At 57.1% G+C, this 14,490-nt stretch carries 17 protein-coding genes; 5 read left to right on the top strand and 12 right to left on the bottom strand.

Annotated elements, in window-relative coordinates; translation table 11 throughout:
- Window positions 1–13 precede the first annotated feature (13 nt).
- The 6 genes from U5J94_RS07025 to U5J94_RS07000 all read right to left on the bottom strand — a co-directional run bounded on the left by U5J94_RS07025 (window position 14) and on the right by U5J94_RS07000 (window position 4,629).
- Entirely contained in the window at window positions 14–1,045 is a 1,032-nt protein-coding gene (locus U5J94_RS07025; RefSeq protein WP_322564928.1) for a GNAT family N-acetyltransferase, read from the bottom strand.
- Between the two features lie 420 nt (window positions 1,046–1,465).
- Entirely contained in the window at window positions 1,466–1,672 is a 207-nt protein-coding gene (locus U5J94_RS07020) for an addiction module protein (protein ID WP_322564927.1), read from the bottom strand.
- Between the two features lie 434 nt (window positions 1,673–2,106).
- Window positions 2,107–2,460 (bottom strand): hypothetical protein, encoded by a 354-nt coding sequence (locus tag U5J94_RS07015; protein WP_322564926.1) that lies wholly within the window; start codon window positions 2,458–2,460, stop codon window positions 2,107–2,109.
- A 506-nt stretch (window positions 2,461–2,966) separates the two neighbouring features.
- Window positions 2,967–3,281, bottom strand: coding sequence for a cupin domain-containing protein (locus U5J94_RS07010; protein ID WP_322564925.1), 315 nt, complete (start codon window positions 3,279–3,281; stop codon window positions 2,967–2,969).
- Between the two features lies 1 nt (window position 3,282).
- Entirely contained in the window at window positions 3,283–4,236 is a 954-nt protein-coding gene (locus tag U5J94_RS07005; RefSeq protein ID WP_322564924.1) for a hypothetical protein, read from the bottom strand.
- A gap of 171 nt (window positions 4,237–4,407) precedes the next feature.
- A complete protein-coding gene (locus U5J94_RS07000; protein ID WP_322564923.1) occupies window positions 4,408–4,629 on the bottom strand; it encodes a hypothetical protein in 222 nt (73 codons plus the stop codon).
- Window positions 4,630–4,816: 187 nt separating this feature from the next.
- Between U5J94_RS07000 and U5J94_RS06995 the strand changes: the two genes are divergently transcribed.
- Complete coding sequence (locus U5J94_RS06995) at window positions 4,817–5,017, top strand: YjbQ family protein (RefSeq protein WP_322564922.1); 201 nt, start codon at window positions 4,817–4,819, stop codon at window positions 5,015–5,017.
- Window positions 5,018–5,158: 141 nt separating this feature from the next.
- Window positions 5,159–5,365 (top strand): DUF6316 family protein, encoded by a 207-nt coding sequence (locus U5J94_RS06990; protein WP_322564921.1) that lies wholly within the window; start codon window positions 5,159–5,161, stop codon window positions 5,363–5,365.
- Between the two features lie 21 nt (window positions 5,366–5,386).
- Here the strand turns inward: U5J94_RS06990 and msrA are convergent, their stop codons facing one another.
- Window positions 5,387–6,034 carry a peptide-methionine (S)-S-oxide reductase MsrA gene (gene msrA / locus U5J94_RS06985; protein ID WP_322564920.1) on the bottom strand — a complete coding sequence of 216 codons (648 nt, stop codon included), beginning with the start codon at window positions 6,032–6,034 and terminating at the stop codon, window positions 5,387–5,389.
- Window positions 6,035–6,220: 186 nt separating this feature from the next.
- Between msrA and U5J94_RS06980 the strand changes: the two genes are divergently transcribed.
- Window positions 6,221–7,231: a 2Fe-2S iron-sulfur cluster-binding protein gene (locus U5J94_RS06980; RefSeq protein ID WP_322564919.1), complete on the top strand. Its 1,011-nt coding sequence runs from the start codon at window positions 6,221–6,223 to the stop codon at window positions 7,229–7,231.
- Between the two features lie 16 nt (window positions 7,232–7,247).
- On the opposite strand, the gene U5J94_RS06975 is transcribed toward U5J94_RS06980, so the two are convergent.
- From U5J94_RS06975 to putP, 3 genes are all read right to left on the bottom strand, one after another.
- Window positions 7,248–8,987: a potassium channel family protein gene (locus U5J94_RS06975; RefSeq protein ID WP_322564918.1), complete on the bottom strand. Its 1,740-nt coding sequence runs from the start codon at window positions 8,985–8,987 to the stop codon at window positions 7,248–7,250.
- 12 nt (window positions 8,988–8,999) lie between these two features.
- The gene (locus tag U5J94_RS06970; protein WP_322564917.1) at window positions 9,000–9,383 is read right to left on the bottom strand and encodes a DUF6394 family protein; all 384 of its coding nucleotides are present in this window, start codon (window positions 9,381–9,383) and stop codon (window positions 9,000–9,002) included.
- Between the two features lie 130 nt (window positions 9,384–9,513).
- Window positions 9,514–11,016 carry a sodium/proline symporter PutP gene (gene putP, locus U5J94_RS06965; protein WP_322564916.1) on the bottom strand — a complete coding sequence of 501 codons (1,503 nt, stop codon included), beginning with the start codon at window positions 11,014–11,016 and terminating at the stop codon, window positions 9,514–9,516.
- Between the two features lie 223 nt (window positions 11,017–11,239).
- Between putP and U5J94_RS06960 the strand changes: the two genes are divergently transcribed.
- Window positions 11,240–12,241: a zinc-dependent alcohol dehydrogenase family protein gene (locus tag U5J94_RS06960; protein WP_322564915.1), complete on the top strand. Its 1,002-nt coding sequence runs from the start codon at window positions 11,240–11,242 to the stop codon at window positions 12,239–12,241.
- 10 nt (window positions 12,242–12,251) lie between these two features.
- Here U5J94_RS06960 and U5J94_RS06955 read toward each other — a convergent pair whose 3' ends face one another.
- Window positions 12,252–12,512 (bottom strand): hypothetical protein, encoded by a 261-nt coding sequence (locus tag U5J94_RS06955; protein WP_322564914.1) that lies wholly within the window; start codon window positions 12,510–12,512, stop codon window positions 12,252–12,254.
- 86 nt (window positions 12,513–12,598) lie between these two features.
- On the opposite strand from U5J94_RS06955, the gene U5J94_RS06950 reads away from it, so the two are divergent.
- Window positions 12,599–13,213: a uracil-DNA glycosylase family protein gene (locus tag U5J94_RS06950; protein ID WP_322564913.1), complete on the top strand. Its 615-nt coding sequence runs from the start codon at window positions 12,599–12,601 to the stop codon at window positions 13,211–13,213.
- 385 nt (window positions 13,214–13,598) lie between these two features.
- Here U5J94_RS06950 and U5J94_RS06945 read toward each other — a convergent pair whose 3' ends face one another.
- Window positions 13,599–14,483 carry an ABC transporter substrate-binding protein gene (locus U5J94_RS06945; RefSeq protein WP_322564912.1) on the bottom strand — a complete coding sequence of 295 codons (885 nt, stop codon included), beginning with the start codon at window positions 14,481–14,483 and terminating at the stop codon, window positions 13,599–13,601.
- Window positions 14,484–14,490 lie beyond the last annotated feature (7 nt).

The following is a 14,490-nucleotide window of genomic DNA, read 5'->3' as shown; positions in this document are numbered from 1 at the left end:
ACGATGGAATGTGTCAGCGACCTCTGAACATGTTTTTCAACCGGGCAACAAACTGTTCATACCGCCCTGCCGGTTTCACACTTTTGACACAACTCAACGCGAACCGCTCCCGGCGTTCGGACATCCAGTCCGGTTTGTAGGCATCATTGCCTGTCAGAAAGTCGATTTCCTCGACCCGGTCGATGTCGATCACATACGCCATCAAAAACGCGGTCAGGATGGAGCCCGGTGACCAGGGCTTCCAGGCCTCGTCATAGGACAGTCGGAAGATGCTCGCCTTGCCGTGCAATACAAACCACAACTGCGCGGCGACAGGCTTGCCCACGACATACAGCACCGCAAGTCGGGTCCAGCCCGGCCCGGAAAAGCCGGCCACCATCCCGTCAACCAGATCCGTATATTGCTCATTCGCCTTCCAGCTGGCGTCGTAGACCGCATAGTAGTCGGCCATGGCGTCGGGCACCTCGTCGCCACAAAAAAGGCGAATGTCATAACCGTGCTCGCGTTCGAGTTTCCGCTGCTTGCGGGCAATCGTATTGCGCAGCCGGGCCGGGCGTGACGCGATATAGTCCTGATAGGACTGGCCCTGTACGCGATAAATCCAGTTATACAGCCGAAATCGACGATAAAAGCTGAATCCGACCGCTGCCATGGCCCGTTGCAGATCCTGCAACCGGCCATCATCGTCGGCCACCGGCTTCAGAAGCAATGAATCGACCGGCAGCTGCGCCAGCCCCCGGGCCAGGCAATCGAGAACTTGCGGCTGATCAGTATCCGCCAACAGCAGACTGTAAAATGGCGTGTAACGATGACTGAGGGCGTACCAGGTATTGCCGGCACATTTGGCCAGCGGCAGAATGGCCATCACCCGCTCCCCGTCCATCACGCAGGCCAGCAGCATGGTCTGATCCGCATCCAGCCCGAAGGCCGCCAGATTCTCAAACCACACTCGCGAGAGAAAGATGCTCTCCTTCTCCCCCTGCGCGAAAAGCGCATTCGCACTCGCTGGCAGCTCGCCCCAGTCAGCGTAACAGACAAACTTCATCAATAAACCCGGCTGTGGTGGCGATTAGAGGAAACTTATGATGATTGGATGAAGATATTAATGCAATTGGTTATTGTTTTTCACCGACCACTTTTTACATTTTGGCGTCGATGGATGGGCTTGTTATGTTTCATCTCTACCTACCCGGTAGTCCGGCTTCCAATGTTGGTGGGCTACCGCAATGATAAGAATATGATCTTCTTCCACGGAGTACATCAATTTATACGGAAACTTGTGCAGGAGGCACTTCCGTACTTCACCCCGGCTCTATGGACCACACTTTAGGATACGCGGCAATTCGTAATGCAGCCTTTCTCACTTCTTCATTGAATCTGCGCCCAAGTCCTGAATATTCGAGCTCATAGTAACGGGCCGCATCTTCCAGTTCCTGCCTCGCTATTCTGGTGAATATGACCTGCATCATTCTTCCTTAAATATTTCCTCCATCGGGATGCCTTCGAGTTTTCCTTCCCGGTATGCCTTGAGTCTCTTTTCCGATTCTTCAGCCCATATTTCATCGAGCTTTTTGTCCGGCTCATCCAGGCTCTTTATCAGACCCTCAACCAGGATGAACCGCTCCTCTGGCTTCAGTTTCATTGCCTCATCTAACAGCTCTTTCGTGCTCATTGTCTTTACCTCCGATTTTCATAAAACATAACGGTTAGTTAGACAGACATCTGTCAATTTCGGACCCGGTCCTGCTATTACAGAATTCACCCTTAATCCTGGCAAGCATTTATCGTTTTTTCGACTTCTCCCGGCCGGAATTTTACCCGGGTATCAGGGTTTAACCTGATCCTGGCTGGATGATATCTCGCTGAAGCCCGATTGCGAAATTCAGATCGGTTGAAGGACGATCCATTTAGATAAACTAGATGCCAACTTCTGCCGGTATGACAATTAGATGGTGCTGCCCGATACCGCTTTGCTATATCGGGCCTACTGGCTGGCAGGGGCGAGTGACGACCTGATGTTATCAGGGCTTGTTTTGACGCCCCTCTACCCCGCATCTAGTGCGGGGCAGGCTCTGGCCCTCTCCCCTGAGGGGAGAGGAGATTATATTAATCGGGAGTGGCGCCCATTTTTCTGGCGATGGCGGCAATTAACGGTTCGGGGGGATAGTCCGCGTCGGCACTTTGTATATAGGTCTGCCACTGTTCGAACTGCATGGCGAGATCGGGATTGGTTCCCTGGCAGCCCGGCAGGTTGATGACATGGTCACCGATTTTCCAAGGGCCGTCACCTTGTATCTCACCTTCAACGACGTGAGCCTGTTCCCAGGGCTGGCCTTCGTGCCAGTAGAGATCGAAATACAGCAATCCCTTCGGATGCGGAAAGTGGCGGGCGATGACCTTCTCCTCGCCGTCGGGCGTGCGGATCATCAGCGGGGCGGTGATGGTGAACAGATCAGCCATAATTATTAATGCAATGTTGAGTTTTGAATTTTGAATGTTGAATTATACCAGGCGCGCACTTAGAGCGCAGTGCCGAGGGACGAGTTACGAGTTACGAGTTACGAGTTACGAGGGACAAAGCATATTTTATATCCTCTGTGTTATTTACACCCACACAACGGGCATAAACGTCCCCGCGTTCTCCGTATTATTTCCACAAACATGGACAAGTGCCCCATTGACTATCCTCGGAAAACCTTTTTTCAGGGGTGCTGTTAATAACGCCAAGGACGCGGAGGACGCGGAGGACGCAAAGATGTTTATTTTTTACGACATATCAATCTACTTACAATGATCAACATGGATTCAAGATTCGACATACTATCTTACCAGTCAAGAGTATTAACTCTGCGTTCTTTGCACCCACACAACGGGCATAAACGTCTCCGCGTTCTCCGCGTTATTTTCACAAACATAGAAAAATGATCATCCCGCTGGCTGCTCCCAACCCTTGAAAAAAGAGGGTTTTACCAGGGCCGCACGGCGTCGAGGCTGACGACGGGGTCGTCGCCGACGACTTCGGCGCTGTGCACGACACCGCGAGGCACGGCCAGGCTGTCGCCGGGTTCGAGGATGAGGCGCTGCCCTTCCATCTCCAATCGAAAGCGGCCGCTCAGGACGGCATCGATCTTGTCCACGGCGTGGGTGTGCGGCGGGAAGACGGTGCCGGGGGCATAGACATAGCGATTGACGCTGTAACCCTGGCGTTCGAGTTTGTCGATCAGGGCCGCTTCGCTGAGCGGGCCGTCTTCGGTCTCGTTCCAGTGTTGCAGCTGTGGCATGTCACTCCCCTGAACAGTTGATCATCGCTTCGACTACCCCGCTCCAGGCCGTGGCCAGATTATCCAGGTTATAACCGCCACCGCCCAGGGCCAGCAGGCGGCCCTGGCTGTGACGATCGGCCAGTTCACACAGGCGCCGGGTCACGTGGGCGTGAGTGGCTTCGCTGTAGTGCAGATGGGTGATGGGATCGCCCTTGAGGCTGTCGGCGCCGCATTGCAGCAGGATCATCTCGGGCTTTTTCTGCGCCAGGAAGTTTTCCGCCTCGGGCCAGACATCGAGAAACGTCTCATCATCGGCCTGCATCGGCATGGGGATGTTCAGCTTGGTGCCCCCGGCATCGCCCTTGCCGGTTTCATTCGAGGAGCCACTGCCGGGATAAAGGTAACGGCCATCCTCATGCACGTCGACGATAAATACGTTCGGATCGTATTCGAAGCTGTAGAACACCCCGTCGCCGTGATGGGCGTCGATATCGACATAGGCGATCCGCTGGATACCATAGACCTCACGCAGGGTTTCGATGAGCACGCCGCAGTCGTTGAACACGCAGAAGCCGGCAGCGCGATCCCGATAGGAGTGGTGCAAGCCGGCGATAGGAACGAAGGCGCGTTTGTAGTTACCTTGCATAAGTTGGTCGAGCGCCGCCAGGCCGGTGCCGACCACGGTAGCGGCGGCGTCGTAAATGCCCCTGACCGCCGGGGTATCCGGGTCGAGCATGCCGCCGCCGATCTCGGAGGCGGTTCTGACCTCCTCCACATACTCATGGATGTGGAAACGTTCGATATCCTTCCGGCTGGCAGCGGCCGGTTCGCCATGACTCACCTGTCGATCCAGCTGTTTCTGTTTGAAGCGCTCGACAAAGGCGTCATGGCGTTTCGGGCCGAAGGGATGATCGGCGCCGAAATGATAACGGGCCAGTTGTTCGCCGCTATAGACAATCACCTCATCGGACATGGTAAACCTGCCGGGAGCTCCTTGTATTCATTGCCCTGCCCTTCTTTCCAATTCATATTTTTTAGCATGAATTAGCGGCGCGGAAAACCGCCGAGCAACCCATTCAAACAGCGCCGAAACAAAAAACGCGCCGTTCGGCGCGTTTTCTGACAACGACGCGGGGGTTTGAATTCAACAGGCGGTAATATCCGGGTGCAGCCCCTGATTATGCAACACATCCATGATGCTCATGGGCATATTGTGCCGCTCCTCGAACTCGATCAGCATATCATGCTCCTTGCTTGCCTCGACTTCGACATTGCTGACATGGGGCAGTGCCATCAGCTCGTTGCGAAGCTGATCCCGTTGTTGATTGTCCAGTGTATCGTGAAAATGAATCTGGATTGCGCGCATAACTACCTCCCGGCAATGCCGATTAACGCACCTCTTGTTACAAGGTATAGGCAATCGAGCAGGGAACCACAAGGCGACCTGGGAAAAAGATCCTGCGCGGGAGCAGGCGGCTCGCCCGGTGAGGAGTGGTTCAATCCGCCACCCGGCTCACTTATAATGGCTCGACATTCATACGGATAAACAGCCCATGTTGGCACAAGAGCAGTTTTCGGTTTCCACCCGTGGCCGGGGGACCTATGACATTACCGCCAGTGTGCGCAAGGTGGTCGAGAACGCCGGCATCGAGACCGGGTTGTGCCATATATTTGTGCATCACACCAGCGCCTCGCTGATTTTGTGCGAGAACGCCGAGCCGGCGGTGCGCCGGGATCTGGAAACCTTCTGTTAAAAAAACCGGGTGTTTGACCGCTGGTCACCGGGATAGCACCACCCGTCCGGCCTGATTTCCCACTGATTGATTTTTCACCAGCTGTTGGCTATAGGTACTCTATAGAGTTTGCATCACGCACCATTCGAGGAGGAGACAGGTATGAGCGAAATCCGTACACCACGCCACGGGGAAACCCGGCCGGTTCCCTTTCGTAGCGGGCGTTTTTTTAATATCGGCAGCCAATGGTATTTCGCCTGCCGGGAAGGGATGGATCGCGGACCCTTCAGCACCCGGCAGATGGCCGAGCGGGCCCTCTCCCGGTATATCGAAAACTGCAACAACGTCCGACAAGCCACCGGCTTTTAAAGGGCCGCAGCGCGACAATCTTCAGACGGACGTCAACGCCGGACAGCGCACTCCCGTGCCTCCCAGCCCGCAATAACCACCGGGATTTTTGGCCAGATATTGCTGGTGATAATGCTCGGCGTAATAAAATTCCGGTGCCTCACGGATCTCGGTGGTAATGGCTGAGCGGCCCGCCTCCTGCAAACACTGTTGATAACGGTGCCGGCTCTCTTCGGCCGACTCACGTTGTTCTGTACTGTAGGTGTAAATGCCGGAGCGGTACTGGGTGCCGACATCGTTGCCCTGACGCATTCCCTGGGTGGGATCGTGTCCTTCCCAGAACGTCTGCAACAGTTGTCCGTAACCGATCCGCTGCGGATCGAATACCACACGCACCACTTCATTATGCCCGGTCATGCCGCTGCAAACTTCCTGATAAGTGGGGTTGGGGGTGTACCCGCCGGCATAGCCGACCGCGGTGGTATAGACCCCCGGCAGTTGCCAGAAAATCCGCTCCACGCCCCAGAAACAGCCCATGCCGAACAGCGCCATTTGCAACCCCGCCGGATACGGGGGTAACAAGGGAGCGCCATTGACAAAGTGTGCATCGGGAACCGGCATCGGTTCCTCCCGCCCCGGCGGGGCTTCTGCGGGATCGGGCATGGCGGTGTTTTTTATGGCGGCAAACATGGCACTTCCTCCTGGTGACAGGATAAAGTCTGCTACCCACCAAGGAACAACGCAAGCCTGCAAACCATGGGGTTATCCTTGATTCATACATGACCTTGTTTTAAACCGGCATGGTACCCATTTAGATCATTGAGCATAACATAGTATGCTGTGATCTCTTTAGCATGACCACAAGTTGAAAGCATCATGTCCAGAATTTGTATCGAACCGTCCGGACGAACATTTGAAGCCGCCAGCGGTGAAACCGTGCTGGAAGCCGCCCTGCGCGCCGGCATGAATGTGCCCTACAACTGCAACAACGGCAGTTGCGGACAATGTGCCGCCCGCCTGCTCAGCGGCGAGATTGGAAAACATTTACCCCATGATTACGCCTTCCGGCAACATGAAAAGGATCAGGGGCTGTTTTTGATGTGCTCCGCTACCCCCGGCTCCGACATGGTCATCGAAAGCCGTACCATCGGCAGTGCCGAGGATGTACCCCATCAGGAGATCGACGCCAAAGTCTACAAAGTGGATGACGTGGCGGGCAATGTGCGCGTATTACAGCTACGCACGCCGCGCAGTCAGACCCTGCGCTTTCTGGCCGGTCAGTATGTGACCCTGCATATCGATGGCCTGGCCCCGCGCAGCAAGTCCGTCGCCAGTTGTCCCTGCAACGGCATGTATCTGCAGTTTCATGTGCGATACTCGCAGGATGATCCCTTCGCCCGGTACATTTTCAATAACATCACACCGCGTTCTTCCATGCGCATCGCCGGCCCGCACGGCGATTTCACCCTCGATGAAAGTTCCCGTCGACCCATGATCTTTATCGCCAACGATACCGGCATCGCGCCGATGAAAAGCCTGATCGAACATTGCATCGCGCTGGAAAGTTCGCAACCGATGCATTTATACTGGCTGGTTAAAAACAGCAACGAGTACTATCTGGCCAACTATGTCCGCTCTCTGGAGGATGCCCTGGACAACTTTGCCTATACGCCGATATTCCAGGATGAACTGAGCAGCGAACCGCTCGGCTTCGACGAGACCGTGGGAGAACTGGCCGAACAGATAATCACGGACTATCCCGACCTGGAAGAGTATGACGTATACATGAACGGCCCGGCGGATCGCTATGCCGCCCTGACCGGGCGGCTTATCCGACATCGATTACCACAAAACCGGCTGTTTATCGATTCACTGAGGCATTACTGAGTCCGCGCACAACCGCTCAGACGGGTTTCCCGGTTGAGTTTTCAGGAGGTCCGTTGCGCCGCGCCCAACGACGCCAGATCGTCCCGGCCGGACGGTCTTCACCGTACAGGGCATATTCAAGCACATTGAGATTGGCCACCAGCCACTCCACGGACGACTGACTGCCGAAACGGCCGCACAGCAACAACTGATCCCCGGACTGTAGTGGCTCCTGTCCCGCGGGCAGCAGTATCTCCTGCTCCGCCTCGTTACCGGGACGTTTTATCAGCAAGACGATCAGCGGCAAGGTGCGGGGAAAATCGTGCGGATCGGTAATAATATTCTGTACCGTCAACACCTCGCCGGATTCCAACACCGTATGGACCGCCGGGGCGTTTTTCTCATCCAGGGTCAACATCCAGACATGCGGCGCCTCGTCACCGGCGATGCCGCCGATCCGGCTGATCAGCTGATTGGCCCAGTCGTCATCATGGCGACGGGCCAGACGCAGGAAGACGGTCAGTAACGGATAGGTAATCACGGCAAAGATCTTGTGCGCAATAATACTGCCACGCTGCATGATCAAATCACTTTGCACGGCATTGAAAATGACATCATTGGCCCGGCCGTTCTGGCGCAAGACGGTAAACAGATCGGGATTCAGGCTCCTGGCGGTCATCACAATGGACAAATTGTTGGCGTCATCATCGGTGCCGGCCACCAGCCCCACGGCATGCTGAATATCCGCTTCATGCAATGTATCCGCTTCGGTACCCCGTCCCACTACCACGCCGTCACTCGGTGTGCCGGTTCGCTCCGGCGTGGCTTCGATAACCGTGGTGGTGATTCCTTCGGCTTTGAGCCGTTCATGGACGGCCTTGCCAAACCGGCCGTAACCGCACAGGATCCAGCGGCCAGTTGGCGGAAACACCGGCTCGCGTAACGGTTCGTGCGGCACGCTGGTCATCCACTCATACAACAGATACATACCCGGTGAATGCAGCGCCAAAGCGAGACGCCCGGCGAAGGTGTCGAACGGGTTGATAATATGATCCGTGCCGAACGAGGCGATGTTCTTTTCCACGTCGTGGGTTTCGGCCCGGGCAATGGTGCGCAGGCCCGAATTGAGCAGCTTGCTGGTAATGGCGATCTTGAGATTGACCGCGTCATGGTTGGTCAGGGCTACCACGCCGGCGCAATCAAGGTTCTGTAGTCCCGCCTTGATCAGATTGCCGGGCACGGAAGCATCGGCACACAGGCCCGGTACATAGGTATTATAGCCCTCCAGTTCGAGCTGATTGACCCGACCCTGATCGATCTCGACCACCACCGCGCGTATGCCGGCTTCATTCAGCGCCCGTACCAGAAAGTTGCCGGTATCGCCGTAACCGCAAATCAGGTAAAACGGTTCGCTAATGCGGCGTACACCGCGGCGAAAACGATGTTCTGTCAGCAAGTTCCGCAGCGCCGGGTCCTGAACGATGGTCAGCAAATAGCCGATGGCATACAACCAGCTGATAACCGTGGCATAGATACTGAAAGTTGCCCACATGCGCTGGGCGCCGGTAAAGGCATAGGGAATTTCGCCAAACCCGATAGTACTGCCCATATAGCTGACAAAATAGAATGCATGGAAAAAATCCATACGCCAGGGGTTGCCCTGGTCGTCCACCCCGGGGATCAGCACAAAACCGAGAACGGAGATCGCGTAGACGGAGATCAGCACGATCAGCGGAACATGCAGACGACGCAGAAAAACGAACAGAATAGCGTTCATCAACCCGGCCCGTCAGCGACGCATCATCGCTGTTTCGATTACAAACAGCACCACCGAGGTAATATTGGCCAGCAGCGCCCCGCCGGACAGAGAGACGATGGCCGCCATGACATGGGGGTTCATCCCGGTCTGGGTAACATGTTCCACCATTCCCCAGATGACCGCGGCAATAATCAACTGCACATCCGCCACCAGACTGGTGGCCAGCAGTACCGCGCCGATATGGGTGCGATCGCCGAACTTGAGCACGGTGGCGATCAGGCTGATGACCAGTGCCGCAAACAGCTCGTAAACATTATGATGGTCGGGGTTGTCGATATCGCCGATAAAAAACCCGAAGTTGATGGTCAGGGCAAGCACAATAAAAAAAGCAAAAATGACTTTCTCAAGATTCATCCGCGGACTCCTGGTTGGCTGATGCGGGCGAAGGCCCGTTATTTATTATTATCGAGCATGAAAATTACCTGGCGCTTCTGTTCAGTCTAGCAGCACAGGACCAGTCGCCAAGTCGCCAGGCGTTTATTCTTTAATCGATTGCCTGGCGGTATGTGCGCACTTCGGCCTGCATCTGATCGAACAGCTCAGCGACCCGCGGCGGCGCCCGCCCGAACAGGGTGATCACCACAATCAGAAGCGAGGCGACCAGCACGCCGGGGACGATCTCATACAGGTCAAACATACCGCCTTGCAGGGGTTTCCACCAGACCACGGTGATGCCGCCGCCCAGCAGCCCGCCCAGCGCCGCCCAACGGGTCATGCGCCGCCAGTATAACGAGAACAGCAACACCGGCCCGAAGGCCGCGCCGAAACCGGCCCAGGCATAGGCCACCAGATTGAGCACACTGCGTCCCGGCTCCCAGGCCAGCCAGGCGGCAATCACCGTGGTCGCCACCACGGCACCGCGCCCGGCCCAGACCAGTTCCGCCTGACCGGCGCCTTTGCGCCACAGGCCCTGATAAAAATCCTGGATCAACACCGAGGCGGAGACCAGCAACTGGGAGTCGGCGGTACTCATGATCGCGGCGAGGATCGCCGCCAGACAGATCGCCGCCAGCACCGTCGGCAGCATCTGTTGCACCATCTCAATAAAGACTTTTTCGGAATCACTAGCTTGCAGCGGCCCGGGCAGGTAACCGGCCCCGGCAAAGCCGACCAGCAGCGCCCCGATTAGCCCCAGCGCGCTCCAGCTGGTGGCGATGCGTCGCGCCTTGTCGGCGACCGCCGGGGTGCGCATGGCGGCAAAGCGCGCCAGGATATGCGGCTGACCGAAATAGCCCAATCCCCAGCCGAGCAGCGAGAGGATTGCCAGCGTGCCCAGCGGTTCGCCCTGCCGGTCGGTCCATGCCGAGAGACGGGCCGGATTCTGCTGTTGCATCCCGGCCTGCATGGCCTCCCAGCCACCGAGGGAAAGGACCGCCAGCAACGGAACGGCCACCAGCGCCACCGCCATCAATAACCCCTGAATCACATCGGTCCAGGAGACCGCAAGAAAACCGCCGATAAAGGTGTAGATCAATATCGCGCCGACTCCCAGCACCAGCGCGGCGTGATAATCGATGCCGAACACACTGGTGAACAACTTGGCCCCGGCGACCAGTCCGGCGGCGGTATAAAACAAAAAGAACAGCAGAATGAAAAACGCCGACAACAGGCGTAACAGGTGCGAGGGATCGGCAAAGCGTTTTTCCAGATAGTCGGGCAGGGTCAGACTGTTATCGGCCAGCTGGGAATAACAGCGCAGGCGGACGGCCATGATGCGCCAGTTCAGATACGTGCCGGTCAACAAACCCAGGGCAATCCAGGCCGCCTCGTAACCGGCCAGATAGGCGTAACCGGGCAAGCCCAGCAACAACCAGCCGCTCATGTCCGAGGCCCCGGCACTCAATGCGCTGACCCAATGCCCCAGACGTCGACCGCCCAGAATATAATCGGACAGGTTTGCGGTCTGTCGATAGGCCAGTGCGCCCAGCCACAGCATGATTAACAAATAAACGACAAAGACCAGCGCGGTAATCGTTGATTCAGACAACCCCATCCCCTGCGTTATTCTTCTTCGCTACCGGTTTCGGCGTTTTCGGTGTATGCGGTGGTTATTCCGCCCTGCCCTGCAAAATAACCGTGGACCGGCAACGGGGTTATTATGGGCATCTTCACTTGATCATCACAACCGCAACTGACACTATTTGCCCGGCGCAACTGTGCCACGTTTCATTCCAGTAATTCATTCGAACGACGACCGGGGAGCCACAAGCATGAAGGCTGTAGTCATGACCGGGGCGGGTGATCCGTCCGTATTGCAGGTAGTGGAGCAGGATGAGCCGCAATTGCAGCAGCCCACCGATATCAAGGTGCAATTGCATGCCGCCGGGGTCAATCCCGTCGACACCAAGCTGCGTCAGCGGGGCGTGTTTTTCGAGGATGCGCTGCCGGCGATACTCGGTTGTGACGGCGCCGGGACGGTGGTCGAGACCGGAGAGCAAACCACGCGCCTCAAGATCGGTGATCGGGTCTGGTTCTGTCATGGCGGACTGGGCCGGGAACCGGGCAACTATGCCGAATACACCGTGGTGCCCGAGGCAGTGGCCCGACCGCTGCCCGATGCCATCGACTTCACCACGGCCGCCGCCGGACCGCTGGTGTTGATCACCGCCTGGGAAGCCCTCTACGACCGTGCCCGGCTACGCAACGGCCAGAGCGTGTTGATCCATGCCGGCGCCGGCGGAGTGGGCCATGTGGCCATCCAGCTCGCCAAACTGGCCGGCGCCCGGGTCATCACCACGATCAGTGACGACGACAAGGCCGAGTTTGTTCGCCAGCTGGGCGCCGACAAGGTCATTAACTATAAAAAAGAGAATCTGGTCGAGGCGGTCATGGATCTCTCCAAAGGCTACGGCGTCGATGTCGCCTTTGATACGGTCGGTGCCGCGGTATTCAATCAAACCCTGCCGACCATCGCCTACTACGGCCAGCTGGTGACCCTGCTCGATCCCGGCAAGGAGGTCGACTGGAGCGTGGCGCGCCAGCGTAACCTCGGTATCAGCTTTGAGTTGATGCTCACACCGATGCTGGAAGATCTGCCGCAGGCCCGCGCCCACCAGGGCGAGATTCTGGATCGCTGTGCCGGCTATCTGCACAGCGAACAGTTAAAGCTGCACGTCAGCAAGACCCTGCCGCTGGCCGAAGCCGCACAGGCGCATCAGCTCATCGAGCAGGGTCACACCCGCGGCAAGATCGTCCTGCAGACCGGCGCCTGATCAGGCCCGATCAGGCGGCCACCAGCGGGTCCACATCCGCCACCGGATTGGCGGCGCGGCGAACAAATTCACTGGAGGGCATACCAGCCAGCTGACTGTTAAGGTGCATGACACATTCCCGCGCCACCACCCGCGTTTCGCCCAGCGTTCCCCGCCGGTATCCGACAATCGTCGCGGCACCGCCGGTAATCTCATAGCGGTACCAGTTGTCACCACTTTGGCCTTGCGGCGGCGGGCTTTTTTCAATCGAAACCAATGCATAGCGGGACATAACACTCTCCTTACCGATGTTGTGAAGTTACGGGAAAACTGTAGAGTGGCAATATGTCCGGCTTGTGACATTTTGGTGAGAACTTCATGACCGTTTTCGAGACCTTGCAACAACATCAGCGCCGCCTGCGTCGCTGCCGGCGTTGTCCCCAAATGCACGGCCCGCCGGTCACCGGTGAGCCAGTCGCTTCGCCGGTGATGTTAATCGGTCAGGCACCGGGCAATCGCGAGATCGAACTGCATCGCCCCTTCGCCTGGACCGCCGGCAAGACCCTGTTTGGCTGGTTTGAACGGATCGGCCTGGACGAAGAGGCGTTTCGGCAACGGGTTTACATGGCCGCGGTGTGTCGCTGCTTTCCGGGAAAACTCGCCAGAGGCGGGGATCGGGTCCCGGGCAAAGAAGAAATCGCCAATTGCCGAAGCTGGATGGAAGCCGAAGTCGAACTGCTGCAACCGCAGCTGTTGATTCCGATCGGCAAACTGGCGATCAGCCAGTTTATGGCCGTGAACAAACTGGATGAGATCATCGGCCGACGACATCGAATCGCCGTGGAGGGCAAGATGCGGGACATCATCCCTCTTCCGCACCCCTCCGGCGCCTCCACCTGGCACCGTACCGAACCGGGCATCACTCTGTTAAACAAGGCCCTGCAGGCGATCAAACGCCATCCGGCGTGGAAAAAGATCAGTGCTGAGTGCTGAGTGCTAAGTTCTGAGTGCTAAGTTCTAAGTTGGCAAAAATCGTGTAGGCCAGGTTGCGCGCAGCGCTACCTGGCATTTCCCCTATCGACCTGAATAGTGAGTCTGTAGGAGCGCCCCGCGAGCGCGACTGCCGAATCTGGCACCGTCGCGGTCGAAGCCCGCTCCCACAAATAGAAGTTGGCAGTTGGCAGATGGCAGAAAAGAAAGTTTGCAGTCATCAGATGGCAGTTGACAGTAAAAACCCGGGTTAGAATTTCTGCCAACTGCCAACTGCCAACTTTGTAGCTGTCGCCAGCGTGACCTACGCCACTCAGAACTAAGAACTCACGAATTTGATCTTCGTGTCTTCGCGCCTTCGTGATAATGCTTTTATAAAACTCCGATATTATGCAGGCGGTGAAGTAATTACGGTCTCGTAGGGATGACGCCGGCTGATCTGGCCGTCGGCTTCGAACACATCCAGCAGGGTCTGATAGCTGGCCGGGGAAATGTGCGGTGAATCCTGCCAGCAGCCGAGCTTCTGGTAAGCGGCGATGGTTTGGGTCAGCACCTCGGGGTCGATACCGGGAAAAAAGTGTTGTTCTTCTCTAGCCAGTTGTTCTGCCGGTGTCTCGATGACATGGCGCTGGGCGCGACGGTAGGCCCGCATGAAGGTCCGCGCCATATCACTTTGCAACCACTTTTCACTGGCACACAGGCTGCTGAACGCCACCGGGCCGATCACCTCGCCGACCGAGGCGACCACGTGGGCAAGCCCCTCGTGTTCCAGCTGCTGGGGGGCCGGGCCCTGCTGGTGAATATAATCGCCTTCCCCGTCACGAAAGGCCTTGTCCATCGCCGCCACATCGCCGGCGTCGATGATTCCGATCGCCGCCGGCTTAATGCCCTGTTGTTGCAGAGCGTAACGGAACATGGCAATGGGCTGAAACAGATGATCCACCAGCACCCGCTTGCCTTGCAGGTAAGACCAGTTGAAATCCGGTTCGGATTGGCGGGCAGCCAGAAAGAAGCCGTCGCGTTCGTTGATCTGGGCGAAATGGGTATACGGCGGCGATTCGCCTCTTTCCAGATAGGCAAAGCTGGCCGCCGGCGCCGCCTGTGCCACCTGTACCGTACCATCGCGGATACCCGCCTCCAGCGGATGATCGGCGTCGACAACCGTGTATTCGGCCTGCAGTCCCTCCGCTTTCAGGAATCCGGCACTCATGGTTGCCAGCAAGGGGCTGTAAAAGGCGGAGTGTCGCAAGACCCGGATATGAATCGTTTGCATGATCGTT

Source organism: Thiohalophilus sp. (assembly GCF_034522235.1).
Lineage (GTDB): Bacteria > Pseudomonadota > Gammaproteobacteria > UBA6429 > Thiohalophilaceae > Thiohalophilus.
Note: the sequence above shows the minus strand (reverse complement) of the source record. Positions and strands in the feature narration are given on the sequence as shown.

Bases quoted from the DNA above. Each gene is read 5' to 3' on its own strand.
- U5J94_RS07025 (WP_322564928.1), bottom strand. From the start codon at position 1,045: ATGAAGTTTGTCTGTTACGCTGACTGGGGCGAGCTGCCAGCGAGTGCG.
- U5J94_RS07020 (WP_322564927.1), bottom strand. From the start codon at position 1,672: ATGAGCACGAAAGAGCTGTTAGATGAGGCAATGAAACTGAAGCCAGAG.
- U5J94_RS07015 (WP_322564926.1), bottom strand. From the start codon at position 2,460: ATGGCTGATCTGTTCACCATCACCGCCCCGCTGATGATCCGCACGCCC.
- U5J94_RS07010 (WP_322564925.1), bottom strand. From the start codon at position 3,281: ATGCCACAGCTGCAACACTGGAACGAGACCGAAGACGGCCCGCTCAGC.
- U5J94_RS07005 (WP_322564924.1), bottom strand. From the start codon at position 4,236: ATGTCCGATGAGGTGATTGTCTATAGCGGCGAACAACTGGCCCGTTAT.
- U5J94_RS07000 (WP_322564923.1), bottom strand. From the start codon at position 4,629: ATGCGCGCAATCCAGATTCATTTTCACGATACACTGGACAATCAACAA.
- U5J94_RS06995 (WP_322564922.1), top strand. From the start codon at position 4,817: ATGTTGGCACAAGAGCAGTTTTCGGTTTCCACCCGTGGCCGGGGGACC.
- U5J94_RS06990 (WP_322564921.1), top strand. From the start codon at position 5,159: ATGAGCGAAATCCGTACACCACGCCACGGGGAAACCCGGCCGGTTCCC.
- msrA (WP_322564920.1), bottom strand. From the start codon at position 6,034: ATGTTTGCCGCCATAAAAAACACCGCCATGCCCGATCCCGCAGAAGCC.
- U5J94_RS06980 (WP_322564919.1), top strand. From the start codon at position 6,221: ATGTCCAGAATTTGTATCGAACCGTCCGGACGAACATTTGAAGCCGCC.
- U5J94_RS06975 (WP_322564918.1), bottom strand. From the start codon at position 8,987: ATGAACGCTATTCTGTTCGTTTTTCTGCGTCGTCTGCATGTTCCGCTG.
- U5J94_RS06970 (WP_322564917.1), bottom strand. From the start codon at position 9,383: ATGAATCTTGAGAAAGTCATTTTTGCTTTTTTTATTGTGCTTGCCCTG.
- U5J94_RS06960 (WP_322564915.1), top strand. From the start codon at position 11,240: ATGAAGGCTGTAGTCATGACCGGGGCGGGTGATCCGTCCGTATTGCAG.
- U5J94_RS06955 (WP_322564914.1), bottom strand. From the start codon at position 12,512: ATGTCCCGCTATGCATTGGTTTCGATTGAAAAAAGCCCGCCGCCGCAA.
- U5J94_RS06950 (WP_322564913.1), top strand. From the start codon at position 12,599: ATGACCGTTTTCGAGACCTTGCAACAACATCAGCGCCGCCTGCGTCGC.
- U5J94_RS06945 (WP_322564912.1), bottom strand. From the start codon at position 14,483: ATGCAAACGATTCATATCCGGGTCTTGCGACACTCCGCCTTTTACAGC.